The organism is Marilutibacter chinensis (assembly GCF_021725675.1).
Classification (GTDB): domain Bacteria; phylum Pseudomonadota; class Gammaproteobacteria; order Xanthomonadales; family Xanthomonadaceae; genus Marilutibacter; species Marilutibacter chinensis.
The window spans coordinates 489,795-502,297 of record NZ_JAKJPO010000001.1; the positions used below are offsets into that span (position 1 = coordinate 489,795).

15 protein-coding genes are annotated in these 12,503 nt (G+C 68.3%); 7 read left to right on the forward strand and 8 right to left on the reverse strand.

The annotated features are described in order from the left end of the window. Nucleotides 1-14: 14 nt before the first annotated feature. The 5 genes from L3V18_RS02185 to L3V18_RS02205 form a co-directional block, all read right to left on the reverse strand. Nucleotides 15-1,505 (reverse strand): SLC13 family permease, encoded by a 1,491-nt coding sequence (locus tag L3V18_RS02185; protein ID WP_237052959.1) that lies wholly within the window; start codon nucleotides 1,503-1,505, stop codon nucleotides 15-17. Between the two features lie 24 nt (nucleotides 1,506-1,529). After that, nucleotides 1,530-2,171, reverse strand: coding sequence for a glutathione S-transferase family protein (locus tag L3V18_RS02190; RefSeq protein ID WP_237052960.1), 642 nt, complete (start codon nucleotides 2,169-2,171; stop codon nucleotides 1,530-1,532). After that, nucleotides 2,168-2,728: a GNAT family N-acetyltransferase gene (locus L3V18_RS02195; RefSeq protein WP_425493452.1), complete on the reverse strand. Its 561-nt coding sequence runs from the start codon at nucleotides 2,726-2,728 to the stop codon at nucleotides 2,168-2,170. The genes L3V18_RS02190 and L3V18_RS02195 overlap by 4 nt, the downstream gene beginning before the upstream one ends. 83 nt (nucleotides 2,729-2,811) lie before the next feature. Continuing rightward, on the reverse strand, nucleotides 2,812-3,975 hold the full coding sequence (locus L3V18_RS02200; RefSeq protein ID WP_237052961.1) for an acyl-CoA dehydrogenase family protein: 1,164 nt from the start codon (nucleotides 3,973-3,975) through the stop codon (nucleotides 2,812-2,814). A 202-nt stretch (nucleotides 3,976-4,177) separates the two neighbouring features. Next, nucleotides 4,178-4,987 (reverse strand): glycine zipper 2TM domain-containing protein, encoded by an 810-nt coding sequence (locus tag L3V18_RS02205; protein WP_305068964.1) that lies wholly within the window; start codon nucleotides 4,985-4,987, stop codon nucleotides 4,178-4,180. 162 nt (nucleotides 4,988-5,149) lie between these two features. Between L3V18_RS02205 and L3V18_RS02210 the strand changes: the two genes are divergently transcribed. Further along, nucleotides 5,150-5,401, forward strand: a complete 252-nt coding sequence (locus L3V18_RS02210; RefSeq protein ID WP_237052962.1) for a DUF6116 family protein — start codon at nucleotides 5,150-5,152, stop codon at nucleotides 5,399-5,401. Nucleotides 5,402-5,425: 24 nt separating this feature from the next. Next, nucleotides 5,426-6,202 (forward strand): TatD family hydrolase, encoded by a 777-nt coding sequence (locus L3V18_RS02215; RefSeq protein WP_237052963.1) that lies wholly within the window; start codon nucleotides 5,426-5,428, stop codon nucleotides 6,200-6,202. A gap of 112 nt (nucleotides 6,203-6,314) precedes the next feature. Here the strand turns inward: L3V18_RS02215 and L3V18_RS02220 are convergent, their stop codons facing one another. Next, a complete protein-coding gene (locus tag L3V18_RS02220) occupies nucleotides 6,315-7,184 on the reverse strand; it encodes a tRNA threonylcarbamoyladenosine dehydratase (RefSeq protein ID WP_425493453.1) in 870 nt (289 codons plus the stop codon). 80 nt (nucleotides 7,185-7,264) lie between these two features. Between L3V18_RS02220 and L3V18_RS02225 the strand changes: the two genes are divergently transcribed. Next, nucleotides 7,265-7,729, forward strand: a complete 465-nt coding sequence (locus L3V18_RS02225) for a hypothetical protein (RefSeq protein WP_237052964.1) — start codon at nucleotides 7,265-7,267, stop codon at nucleotides 7,727-7,729. Nucleotides 7,730-7,980: 251 nt separating this feature from the next. Beyond that, a complete protein-coding gene (locus tag L3V18_RS02230) occupies nucleotides 7,981-8,409 on the forward strand; it encodes a glycine zipper 2TM domain-containing protein (RefSeq protein WP_237053691.1) in 429 nt (142 codons plus the stop codon). 136 nt (nucleotides 8,410-8,545) lie between these two features. Here L3V18_RS02230 and L3V18_RS02235 read toward each other — a convergent pair whose 3' ends face one another. Next, on the reverse strand, nucleotides 8,546-8,755 hold the full coding sequence (locus tag L3V18_RS02235; RefSeq protein WP_036206291.1) for a cold-shock protein: 210 nt from the start codon (nucleotides 8,753-8,755) through the stop codon (nucleotides 8,546-8,548). Nucleotides 8,756-9,022: 267 nt separating this feature from the next. On the opposite strand from L3V18_RS02235, the gene L3V18_RS02240 reads away from it, so the two are divergent. The 3 genes from L3V18_RS02240 (at nucleotide 9,023) to L3V18_RS02250 (ending at nucleotide 11,844) form a co-directional block, all read left to right on the forward strand. Continuing rightward, entirely contained in the window at nucleotides 9,023-9,508 is a 486-nt protein-coding gene (locus tag L3V18_RS02240) for a DUF456 domain-containing protein (protein WP_237052965.1), read from the forward strand. A gap of 103 nt (nucleotides 9,509-9,611) precedes the next feature. Further along, entirely contained in the window at nucleotides 9,612-10,790 is a 1,179-nt protein-coding gene (locus L3V18_RS02245; protein ID WP_237052966.1) for a phospholipase A, read from the forward strand. Between the two features lie 97 nt (nucleotides 10,791-10,887). Continuing rightward, nucleotides 10,888-11,844: a patatin-like phospholipase family protein gene (locus L3V18_RS02250; protein ID WP_237052967.1), complete on the forward strand. Its 957-nt coding sequence runs from the start codon at nucleotides 10,888-10,890 to the stop codon at nucleotides 11,842-11,844. A gap of 21 nt (nucleotides 11,845-11,865) precedes the next feature. Here the strand turns inward: L3V18_RS02250 and L3V18_RS02255 are convergent, their stop codons facing one another. After that, nucleotides 11,866-12,501, reverse strand: coding sequence for a glutathione S-transferase family protein (locus L3V18_RS02255; RefSeq protein ID WP_237052968.1), 636 nt, complete (start codon nucleotides 12,499-12,501; stop codon nucleotides 11,866-11,868). Nucleotides 12,502-12,503 lie beyond the last annotated feature (2 nt).

Here is a 12,503-nt window from a genome sequence, read left to right on the forward strand (position 1 = left end):
GCGACGCCGATCTTCTACCGATCGCACAACCCGCTGCCGGCATGCGAGGCGGCAAGCGCCACCAGCACGACGGCGACGACGTTCATCGCGATGCCGGCCCGCATCATCTGTCCGATGCGCACATGGCCCGACCCGAAGACTATCGCGTTCGGCGGAGTGGCCACCGGTAGCATGAAGGCATAGCTCGCACCCAGGCCGATCGCGACCAGCAGGGGCATCGCGGGCACCCCGAGGCCCAGTGCGACCGCAGCCAGCACCGGCGTGAACGCGGTGGCGATCGCCGTGTTGCTGGTCAGTTCGGTCGCGAAGATGACCAGCACCGCCACCGCGAACACCACCAGCAGCATCGGAGCACCGGCCAGGCCATAGAGCCCGCTGGCGATGAAGCCGTCGACGCCGTGCATGCCGATTGCCGCCGCCAACGACAGGCCCCCGCCGAACAGCACCAAAACCCCCCAGGGCAGTCGCGCGGCCGTTTCCCAGTCCAGGACTGCACGTCCGCGTCCATCCGCCGCGCGCCCGGCGGGCAGCAGGAACAGCGCCAGCGCACCGGCCATCGCGATCACCGCGTCGGTCAATCCCGGCAGCCCGAGCCAGGCGACGAGCTGCGGCCGGAGGATCCACGCCAGCGCCGTCAGCGAAAACACCACCAGCACGGTCCGTTCGCCGCGCCCCATCGGCCCCAGGCCCTCGAGCATGGCGCGGATCCGGATCTCGCCCTCTGGCAAGGCGCGCATCCGGACCGGAAAGGCCAGGCGGGTCAGGTACAGCCAGGCCAGCACGAGGAAGGTCAGCATCACCGGCACGCCGAAGCCCATCCACGCCAGCATGGTGATGTCGCACCCCAGCTGCTCGCGTGCATAGCTGGCGACCACCAGGTTCGGCGGCGAGCCGATCAGCGTCGCGGAGCCGCCGATCGAGGCCGCATAGGCGATCGCCAGCATCAGGCAGGTGGCGAACGGACGCACTTCGTCTTCCGGCACGTCACCGTCGCACGACAGCATGCCGATCACCGACACCCCGACCGGCAGCAGGATGATCGTCGCCGCGGTGTTCGATATCCACATGCTCAGGAAGCCGGCGGAGATCATGAAGCCGGCGACCAGCCGCCGCGGCCCGGTACCGACCCGCAACAGGATGTTCAGGGCAATCCGGCGGTGCAGACCCCAGCGTTCCATCGCCAGACCCAGCATGAAGCCCCCCATGAACAGGAAGATGATGTCGCTGGCATAGGGCCGCACCGCCTCGGCCGGCGTCGTCACGCCGAGCAACGGAAACAGCACCACGGGCAAGAGCGCGGTAGCCGCCAGCGGTATCGCCTCGCCCAGCCACCAGACCGCCATCCATGTCGCCACGCCCGCGGTCATGCGCCCTTCCAGCGGCAGGCCGCCCTCGGCGGCATCGGGAATCAACGCGAAAGCGAGCAGTCCGAGCAACGGACCGAACCCGCGGGCCAGCCGCCGATGCAGACCCGGGCCCGCCGGTGTTTCCGCGCTCGACTGCATGGTCACCTCCGGGTCGGCGCCTGATCAGGTCGACTGGGCGATGCGACGCGCGGCGAAGGCATCGGGAGCCGCCATCGGCGTAAAGCCGGGCGTCTCCGTCACCCGTTGCAGCCAGCCGACGATGGCGGGAAACTCCGCCAGACCGATGCCGCCATGGCCGGCGACATGGGTATAGGCGAACAGCGCGATGTCGGCGATGCCGTACGACGGCCCGGTGAACCAGTCGTTCGCCTGCAGGTGGCGCTCCATCACCGCCAGTGCCGCCCGCCCCTTCTCGCGCAGGACCGGCAGCTCGGCCCGGCGGGGCGAGTCCAGCGGGGTCCAGCCACAGATGAAGCGGGCCACGGCGATGCAGGGCTCGTGGCTGTACTGCTCGAAGAACATCCAGCCCAGCGCCTGCGCGCGCTGCCAGGCATCGTCCGGGAGCAGCGTCGTGCCTTCCGCCAGCCACCACAGAATGGCGTTCGATTCGGCGAGGATGCGACCGTCGTCCAGCTCGATGATCGGCACCTTGCCGTTCGGATTCTTCGCGAGGAACTCCGGCGTGCGGGTGGAACCGTCGTCGGAGCGGACCTCGACCCAGCGGTATTCGCGCTCAAGTTGCTCCAGTGCCAGCCGCACCTTGTGGCAATTGCCCGAGGGCGAGAAACCGTAGACGGTGATCATTGTGCGCGCCCTGCGTGGCGTGCGCGCCACTGCTCGCGGGTCTGGCCCCAGATGTCCACTTCGTGCACGTCCAGCGGCGGCGGCAACACGCCCGGTCCGCGGCGGCTCGACCCCAGCCGTCGCGCCACCGCCTGCGACGCGGCATTGGCCGGCGCGATGCAATGGATCACTTCGCTCCAGCCCAGTGCATCGAAGGCCCAGTCGATCGCCGCGGTACACGTCTCGGTCGCATAGCCCTTGCCCCGCGCATCGGGGTGGAACGCATAGCCCACCTCGGTGCCCGGCCAGCCATCCGGCTGCCAGGGGCCGCCCTGCCCGACCCACTGCCCGCTCGACTTCTCGACCACCGAGAACATGCCGAAGCCCTGCAGCAGCCATGCGCCGGGCATCTGCAGGAAGCGACGCCAGGCATCGCCGCGCAGCAGTGGACCGCCGATATGGATCGAGCTCTCGTGGGCGAACATCTGCGCGTAGCGCTCGAAATCCTCGATCCGTGGCACGCGCAGGATCAGGCGCTCGGTTTCGATGACCGGGCCGTTGGCGATATCCAGACCCACTGCGGAACCTCCGTTGCGTCAGGTGAACCGCTTGCCGGCGCGACACGTTCGGTCCTGGCGCCGGAAGCCGATGAAGGTACGGATCAGAACGCGTTGATGCCGGTCAACTCGCGCCCGATCACCAGCTGGTGCACGGTCTCGGTACCCTCGTAGGTGATCACCGACTCCAGGTTCAACGCGTGGCGGATCGCCGAGTGTTCGGTGGTGATGCCGGCGCCGCCCAGCAGATCGCGGCACTCGCGGGCGATGTCGATCGCCATCCGGCAGTTGTTCCACTTCGCCAGCGATACCTGCTGCGGCTGCATCCTGCCGGCGTCTTTGAGCCGGCCCAGCTGCACCACCAGCAGCTGCGCGAGGGTGATCCGGCGGGCCATCTCGGCCAGCTTGATCTGCGCGCTCTGGGTCGCCGCGACCGGGCGGTCGAACAGGATGCGCTCCTTGGAATAGTTCAGCGCTTCGTCCAGGCAGGCGATCGCCGCGCCGATCGGCCCCCAGGTGATGCCGTAGCGGGCCTGGGTCAGGCAGCCCAGCGGCCCCTTCAGGCCCTTCACGTTCGGCAGGCGGTTGGCATCCGGCACCCGCACGTTGTCGAAGTACAACGCGCTGGTCACCGACGCGCGCAGGCTCATCTTGTGCTTGATCTCCTGCGCGGCGAAGCCGGCCATGCCCTTCTCGACCACGAAGCCCTGGACGCCGTCCTCGGTCTGCGCCCAGACGATCGCGATGTCGGCCAGGTTGCCGTTGGTGATCCACATCTTGGAGCCGTTGAGGATCCAGTCGTCGCCGTCGCGCCTGGCGTTCGTCTTCATGTTGGCGGGGTCGGAACCGCCGTGCGGCTCGGTCAGGCCGAAGCAGCCGATCACCTTGCCCGCGGCCATGTCCGGCAGCCAGCGCATGCGCTGCTCCTCGCTGCCATAGGCATAGATCGGATACATGCACAGCGACGACTGCACGCTGACGAAGCTGCGGATGCCCGAGTCGCCGCGCTCCAGCTCCTGGCAGATCAGCCCGTAGCTGACCGCATTGAGACCGGCGCAGCCGTACTGCTCGGGCAGCGAGGAACCGAGCAGGCCGAGCTCGGCGATCTCGCCGACCAGTTCCTTCGGGAAGCGCCCCTGGTCGAAGCAGTCGCCGATGATCGGCAGCACCCGCTCGTCGGTGAAGCGGGCAACCGTGTCCTGCACCGCCCGCTCCTCCTCGGTCAACAGTGAGCGGACGTCGTAGAGATCGTAGGGATGCAGGGCCATGGCGGATTCATGCGATAGAGGAAACCGCCATTGTATCGACGGCCCATCGGCGACGGCACCCCCGTCCGGCGCGCCGGGTCACGCCATGCGGCAACGCCCGGCGACGGCGCGGTCCGCAGAAGGCACGGAAAAGGGGCCGGTCGCCCGGCCCCTTCGTGATGGATCGCGGTGCCTTGCGGCAGCGGCAATGAACCGCCGCGCGTCAGCCGCGGGTGACCGGCCCGGCGGCATCGGCGGTCTGGATCACCACCTTGCCGTCGACGACCGGCAGGCGGTCACCCGGTTCCTCGTCCATGCGCACGGTGCGCTCCTGGCCCTCGAAGCGGTAGGTCACGTCGTAGCCGACCACCGCGTCCTCGTCGCCGAGCAGGATGCGCTCACCGGGCTTGCTGTCCACGCGCTTGGTGCCGGTCGAACCGTCCGGCGCCCGGTAGGTCACCTCGTAGCCGACCACGCGGGTGTTCTGCGAGGTATCGGTGACCGTGCGGCACTGACGATCGACGCGTTCGACGACCTGGCCGCCCTGGTGGTTGCGGTCGATCCTGTTGCCGATGTAGCCGCCGGCCGCGGCACCGGCCGCGGTCGCGACCTTGCGGCCGTTGCCGCCACCGACCTGATTGCCGATCACGCCGCCGATGATCGCGCCGGCCACCGTGCCGCCGACGTTGCCGTCGCGCTCGGGCATGCGCTCCTGCACCACCACGTCCTCGCAGACCTCGCGCGGATGGGTGCTGGTGCTGGTCTCGCGAACCGGATCGGTACCGATCACGGTCGCGTACAGCTTCTGCTTCTCGGTCACCGGCTCGACCGCCAGGACCTCGGCGAAATCGACCCGGCCGGTCTCAAGCGAAGCCGCGTCATCGGACCCGGCAGCATCCAGCGGCGAGCCCGGATCCGTCACCAGCGCCTGTTCGCCGCCGCGGTCGTCGCCGGTGAAACTCTGGTACGCCGCCACGGCAACGCCACCAACCAGCAGGGACGCCAACGCTACCGCCAACATGTTCTTGTTCATCACGGCCTCCATGAGCGGGAATTCGCCCGCATCGACTGATGGGGCGATTCCATCATCCGGAACCTGAACGGCTGCCTATTTTCGTAACGCGATCTTCAACCGCAGTGAACGACGTTCAGCTCGCGTGATAGCGTTCTCACATCCACCTTGACGAGGTTGCCGATGGCCAATCCAATACTGCTGCCGCTGATGGACTGGGCGCGCAAGCTGCGCTACCCGACCCTCTTCAAGATCACCGCCGTGGCCTTCGCGATCAGCGTGCTGTGGCCGTTCGATCCAGTGCCGTTCCTCGACGAGATCGTGCTGGGCCTGGGCACCCTGCTCCTGGCGAACTGGAAGGACCGCAACAAGACCGGTCATGGCAGGAGCGGCGACGTGATCGACGTTCCGCCCGGACGCGACGGCGGACGCTGAGCGCGCCTCCTGGTTCGCGCCGTCATGCTGGTCGACTCGCATTGCCACCTGGATGCGCCGGAGTTCGGCGTCGACCGACGAGACGTGATCGCCCGCGCGCGGGCCGCGGGCGTGACCCGGCAGATCGTTCCCGCGGTCAGCGCCGCCAGCTGGCCCGGCCTGCGCGAAGCCTGCCGGCTCGCCCCCGGCCTGCACGCGGCCTATGGCCTGCATCCGATGTACCTGGCCGAGCACCGCCCCGAGCACCTCGTCCAATTGCGGGACTGGCTGCAGCGCGAACATCCGGTCGCGATCGGGGAATGCGGGCTCGACTACTTCGTCGAGGGCCTGGACCACGACGCGCAGGGCCACTACTTCGATGCCCAGTTGCGGCTCGCACGCGAGTTCGACCTCCCGGTCATCGTGCATGCGCGCCGTGCCGTGGACGCGGTGATCGCGGCGATCCGCCGTTTCGGCCCCCTGCGCGGCGTGGTCCACAGCTTCTCCGGCAGCCCCGACCAGGCGCGCCGCCTGCACACGCTGGGCTTCCTGATCGGCCTGGGCGGCCCTGTCACCTATCCGCGCGCGAACCGCCTGCGCCGGATCGCCGCCGAAGTACCGATCGAAAGCCTGCTGCTCGAAACCGACGCGCCCGACCAGCCCGACGCGGACATCCGCGGCCAGCGCAACGAGCCGGCACGGCTGACCCACGTGCTCGGAACGATCGCGACCCTGCGCAACATGGTGCCGGACGAACTGGCCCGCGCCACCACCGCCAACGCCGAACGCTTGTTCGGGCTATCCGCCGTAAATGCATCGTGACGCCCACAGGAACGGCGCGAGCCGCGACTGGCTTGAAGGAAAAGCCACATCGCAGCTCACGCCGCTCCTGCGAATCCGGGCGGAGGAGAGCTGACCGGCCGCCAACAAACGGTCATTCGTGCCGATCCGCGTGAATCCGCGGCTCACGGCGTCCGCCGGCGGCCCCGCCTTGCCGGCGCAGCAGCATCTCGAGCGCCTTGCCGACAGCGGCGAACGCGAACGTACCGGTGACATGCGTCGCTGCACCCAGGCCGCCGCCGCAATCGAGCTTGAGCGCCGCCTCGCCGTCGACCTTCGGGCGCACGCCGCAGACGGTGCCGTCGGCCTGCGGATACTTCACGTTCTCCAGCGAGTACACCGCCGGCACGCTGAAGTAACGTGCCGGGCTGCGCGGGAAATTGAACTCGGCACGCAACTTCTTGCGGATCAGCGCCAGCATCGCGTCGTGCTCGGTTCGCGACAGGTCGCGCACCCGCACCAGGGTCGCGTCGGTGCGCCCGCCGGCCGACCCCACCACTACCAACGGCAGCTTCCGGCGCCGGCACCAGGCAATCAGCTCGACCTTGCTGCGGAAGCTGTCGCAGGCATCGAGCACCAGGTCGAAACCGCCTTCGAGCAGCTCGGCCACGTTGCCGGCGGTCAGGAAGCTCGTCACGGCGCTCACCGAGATTCCCGGGTTGATCGCCCGGCAGCGTTCGGCCATCGCCTCGACCTTGGCACGACCGTACTGACCGGCGAGCGCCGGCAACTGGCGATTGGTGTTCGACACGCACAGGTCGTCCGCGTCGATCAGGGTCAGGTGGCCGATGCCGGTGCGCGCAAGTGCCTCGACCGCCCACGAGCCTACGCCTCCCATCCCGACCACCGCGACCCGGCAGGCAGAGAAGCGGGCAAGCGCGCCTGCGCCGTAGAGCCGGTCGACGCCGGCAAAACGCTCCTTCAGCGACGCGTCCAGAACAGGGGAATCAGGGGCTGCGACCATCGGCATAGTGTACGGACGGCAGCCGCTGGCGCCGAGTCGCAGCATGCTATCGTGCCCGCCACATCCAAGGAGGCCAGGCCATGAACGACACCCAGCCCGACACCGCCGCCAAGGCGCCGACGACCGGCAATGCATCCAGGTACCTGTTCCTGTTGATCCTCGGCCTGGTCCTGGGCGTGATCGCGACGGTGATGGCGCTGCGTGCGATCGAGGCCCGCAAGACCATCGACGACCGCCTTCCCGACGCGGTGATGCACGTGCAGCAGTGGCACCTGGACAAGTTGCAGGCCAGCCTCAAGCAGAATCGCTGCGCCGCCACCGACACCCTGCCCCACCTGCGCACCCTGCGCGAGATGGCCAACGACCTCGAACCGGCATTCCCTGACCTTCGCGACGACGAGCGCTTCGTCCAGAGCGCCAGCAAGCTGCGCGCCACCCTCGACACCGCGCTGGCCAACCCACCGCTCAACTGCGCCGGCGTCGAAGCCGTGGCCAAGGACATCGGCAACGCCTGCAAGGCCTGCCACCAGGACTTCCGCGGCTGAACCCACGCTCATCCTGAACGACCCGAAACGGGGCGCCCGGAATTGGCGGAGCGTTCATGCGCGATCTCCTAGCGTGGAGCCGAAGCGCGGGAATGGGCCCGCGCATGCGCCCTTCGACGCAGGAGACCGGCATGAACAGGATCGATCCCAGCAACCGCGATTCGAACGATGCACGCCAGAACGCCCCGGACAATAGAGAGCTCCGTCCGCGCCGTTTCGACCTCCGCCTGATCGGCGTCGCCGGCGCAGGCATGCTCGCTCTGGCTGGCTGTGCGACTCCCGGCTATGGGCCGTCGGGTTCCGCCGGCTACGGCTCGTCCGCGCCTTCGTACGGCAGCGAGCGCTGCTACGACTGCGGCGTGATCACCCGCATCGAGCCGATCCGCACCCAGCGCGCCCCGAACGCCACCGGCGCGATACTCGGCGGCCTGGTCGGCGCGGTCGCCGGCCGCGAACTGGCCGACGACGAAAGCAAGGGCCGGCGCAACACCGCCACCGTCGCTGGTGCGGCGGCCGGTGCGGTCGCCGGCAATGCGGTACAGAACGCGGTCCAGACCCGCTACAACGTGCACGTGCGGATGGACGACGGACGCACCACGGTCGTCACGATGGACAGCATGGGCGGCCTGCAGGCCGGTTCGCGGGTGCGGGTCGCCAACGGCCGCGTCTACGGATACTGAGCCCTCGTCCGGGCTCCAGGGCCCTGATCGTCAGGCAAAGAAAAACCCGGCCAGACGGCCGGGTTTTTCATGGGTTCCCGATGTGCCTCCGGCCTGATGGCCGGCGGAACAGGTACGCGTACGGGAACCGCGGTGATTACAACGGTTCGACCGCGTCGGCCTGCAGGCCCTTCTGGCCCTGGACGACGGTGAAGGAGACCTGCTGGCCTTCCTTCAGGCTCTTGAAGCCCTGGGTCTGGATCGCGCGGAAGTGCACGAACACGTCCTCGCCATTCTCGCGGCTGATGAAGCCGAAGCCCTTGGCATCGTTGAACCACTTGACGGTACCGGTTTCACGGTTCGACATTGACTTGCTCCTTGGAACGTTGATTTGGACATCGCTTGCGCGAAGTGCTGGTTGCAAGGAGGAAGCGAGGTGCAACGATGTAGCGGATCGTCGGATCAACCGCATCGGGCCACGATTCACGGTGACCCTGGCAAGCGCAGCGTCCGCAACTTACCCCGCACCATGTGAAAATGCAATCCGACTCCGACCGGGGGAACCGTCCTCCCATCCAGGCCCGCAGCCGGTCGGTTTCATCCCGGTGCCGAGCGCCAGACCTGGAGCCGATGATTGGACATACACCACCTCTACTACACGCTTGCCGGCGTCCTGATCCTGATCGGCGTCGCGGGCACGGTGCTGCCGGCGCTGCCGGGCGTGCCCCTGGTCTTCGTCGGCATGCTGCTGGCCGCCTGGACCGGCGACTTCCAGCAGGTCGGCTGGATGCCGCTGACGATGCTCGGCCTGTTGACCGTGCTGTCGGTGCTGGTCGACTTCGCCGCCACCGCACTGGGCGCCAAGCGGGTGGGCGCCAGCCGCCTGGCCCTGGTCGGCGCGGTGATCGGAACCTTCGCCGGCCTGGCGTTCGGCTTCGTCGGCATCTTCGTGGCGCCGTTCGTCGGCGCGTTGATAGGCGAGCTGATCCACACCCGCCATGTCGGTCAGGCGACGCGGGTCGGGCTCGGCACCTGGCTCGGCATCGTCGTCGGCACCGTGCTCAAGCTCGGCCTGGCGTTCGCGATGCTCGGCCTGTTCCTGCTGGCCTGGTGGCTGTAGGAGCCGGTCCACGTTCCGGGCCGCCGCAATCGTTTTCATCGGCGGCTATCCTCGTCCCGTGACCCCGTTCGACTCCAAACCCGTCCTGACGGATGCTCCCCCGATGCCCAAACCTCTTCCCCGCACCGCGACCCCGGATACGAAACGCCTGCTGCTGTTGCCCGCCCTGTTCGCGTTGGCGCCGCTTGCCGGACAGGCCCAGCAATCGGCGCAGCCGACTACCGCGGAGGCCTGTCTGCGGATAGATGCCGATGCGGACCGCCTGGCCTGCTACGACGCGTTCCATCGCCGCCAGGCCGGCACCGCCCACGACGCCGACGTGGCCGCACGAGAGGCGCGGGCGATCGCGGAGAACCTGGAGATCGGCGAGCAGGTGGTGCCCGACGCGATACCCGCGATACCCGAGGTCGGCGGCGAGCTGTACCCGCACGAGGATCCGCTGCGCACGGCGATCGCCAATGCCGGCAAGGGCTCGCTGCTCGACAGCCGCTGGGAACTGGCGCGCGACTCCAAGCTGGGCACATTCAATTTCCGCGCCTACAAGCCGACCTACCTGTTGCCGGTGTTCTGGACCAGCGACGTCAACGACACACCGGCGTCGCCGAACCCCAACAACACCGTCACCACACCGCTCGGCCTGCAGGACCTGGAGTCCAAGTTCCAGCTCAGCTTCAAGATGAAGGCATGGGAGAACATCTTCGGCGACAACGGCGACCTCTGGCTCGGCTACACGCAGAGTTCGCGCTGGCAGGTCTACAACGCCGACATCTCGCGGCCGTTCCGAGAGACCAACTACGAACCCGAGGCGATGCTGGTGTTCCGCAACAGCTATCACCTGCTCGGCTGGAGCGGACGGATGGCGGGCATCGGCCTCAACCACCAGTCCAACGGCCGTGCCGATCCGCTGTCGCGCAGCTGGAACCGGGTGATCGGCATGGTCGGCCTTGACCGCGAGAACTGGTCGCTGGTGCTGCGGCCGTGGTGGCGGGTTTCGGAAGATCCGGCCGACGACAACAACGCCGACATCGAGGACTACGTCGGCCGCGGCGACGCGACCCTGGTCTATGTCCACGGAGGCCACCAGTTCTCGTTGACCGGCCGCCATTCGCTGCGCGGGGACGATCGTTCGCATGGCTCGCTGCAGTTCGACTGGGGCTTTCCGATCGACAACGGGCTGCGTGGCCATCTGCAGGTGTTCGATGGCTATGGCGAGAGCATGATCGACTACAACCATCGCGCGACCTACATCGGCCTGGGTGTATCGATGCTGGAGTGGTACTGACGCCGTCGCGATCGTCCGTCGCAGCGCCGGAGACGGTCCCGGACGATCATGATCCACCGCACCGGCCCGGTGACGTCAAGCGCAAGGAGAACACGCGATGAAGATGCGACGCATCCTGTCCCTCGATGGTGGCGGCATCCGCGGCCTGGTCAGTTGCCTGTGGCTGCAGGGGGTCGAGGTCGCGCTTGCGCAGGCAGGCAAGCCCGGCCTGCTGAAGCGGTTCGACCTGCTCGCCGGCAGTTCGACGGGCGCGCTGATCGCCTGCGGGCTGGCGCTGGGGCGCAATCCCGCCGAGCTCGCCGAGCTCTACCGCAGGCAGCGCCACGACATCTTTCCAGGGATGGCCGAGCGCCTGTGGTCACGCGCGGGCCGTCTGTTCACACAGGGCGCATCGGCGCCCCGCTACGACGGCAAGGGCCTGGAGAAGGTGCTGAAGAAGACCTTCGGCAGCGCCACCCTCGGCGAGGCGAAAAAGCCGCTGCTGGTCACCAGCTACGACACCGTGTCGCGCAAGCCCGTGATGTTCAAGAGCTTCAAGCCGGAACATGCCGGGCTGCCGGTCTGGGAGGTCTGCCGCGCCTCGGTCGCCGCGCCGACCTATTTCCCGGCCCACGGAATGACGGTCGAGGGACGCAAATGCTCGCTGATCGACGGCGGTGTCGTCGCCAACAACCCGACCGCCTGCGCGATCGCCGAGGCGATGCGCAAGGACCGCCGCGTCGACAGCGCCCACGACCTGTTGGTGCTTTCGGTGGGTACGGGCGAGCGCAACCGGCCGATCAATCTCAGGACCGCACGGGAATGGGGGGCGCTGGAGTGGGCAGTGCCGATCATCGACGTGCTGTTCGACGGCAATACCGACTCGGTCGACTACATCGCCCGCCACATCGTCGGCGACGGCTATTTCCGCATGCAGGCCGAACTGATGCCCGGGCTCGACGACCTCGACGACGTCACGGAGACCAACCTCGCCGGTCTGGAGGCGATGGCGAACAGCTATCTGCTGCGCGCGGATACCCAGCAGCGGCTCGCCGGGCTCGCGGCCCGGCTCTGAGCCGGACCGCCCGGACGCAGGCTAGGTCCAGTCGTCGATGCCTTCGCGCGCGTAGACCTCGCGGAACGACGGCAGCGCCTTCATCCGCTGCGCATGCGCCGACAGGGCTGGCCAGCCGTCGGCGGGGCGCGGCATGTTGCGCGACCAGCGCATCAGCATCGTGAACACGAAATCGACCGCGGACCTCGTATCGCCGAGCAGGTACGGCCCATTGGCGGCGAGGTGTTCGTCCACCTGCGACCAGGCCGACTCGATCGTCTCGCGCGCCCTCGCCCGGACCGCGCCGGCGCTCTCCTCGCCCGCCGGTTCGTCGGAGTAGAACCACGCGCGATAGGCCGGCATCAGGGTGTAGGCGGCGAACAGCATCCAGCGGTAGTAGGCGGCGCGGGCGGCGCTGCCGACCGGCGGCGCGAGGCCGGCCTGCGGATGCAGGTCGGCCAGGTGCATCGCGATCGCGGTCGATTCGGTCAGGACCTGGCCATCGATCACGAGCGTCGGCACCCGCCCCTGCGGATTCAGCTTCAGGTATCCGGGCGACTTCTGCTCACGCCTGTCGAAATCGAGCATCACCAGCTCGTGCTCGATCCCGAGCTCGATCAGCAGCCAGTGGACCACCAGCGACGCGGTGCTCCTGGAACCGTACAGGACGACGGACATCG